1 protein-coding gene is annotated in these 403 nt (G+C 61.8%); it reads left to right on the top strand.

The genetic code is table 11. From position 1 onward, the window contains the following. The coding region (locus JW897_RS24155) for a hypothetical protein (RefSeq protein ID WP_205467939.1) at window positions 1–242 on the top strand (242 nt) is incomplete at its 5' end. Between the last annotated feature and the right edge of the window lie 161 nt (window positions 243–403).

The following is a 403-nucleotide window of genomic DNA, read 5'->3' on the forward strand; positions in this document are numbered from 1 at the left end:
GCTGCACCAAGACCCTGACTATTTCGCTGTTCTTCGACGGCACCAATAACCATGAGGAATCCGATAGCCAGGCCAAGCCCGCGCAGCACTTCCCCTATCGCCCGGCTCTACCACATCGCCATCAGCCACGGAAACACACGGAAGGGCACGGACAACACCCCCAAAGCCCGCGCCGTGTTTTTCCCTGTGTTTTCGTGCTGACCAGCTTGTGCCGTTTCCCATCACCGCAAGAAAGGAGTTGACCATGTCTGAGTTCGCCGCCTGGCGGTTCTCCCAAGCCAGCCTGGCCCTGCTGGCCTGCGCCATGCTGTTGCCGGCCCAAGCCATGGGCACCAACCCCGCCACGGAAATGGTCCCCGCCGGCGTCGAGGGCTACAACCATACCTCGGCCGCCATCAACCAT

It is taken from the genome of Chromobacterium alkanivorans, assembly GCF_016937655.1.
GTDB lineage: Bacteria > Pseudomonadota > Gammaproteobacteria > Burkholderiales > Chromobacteriaceae > Chromobacterium > Chromobacterium alkanivorans.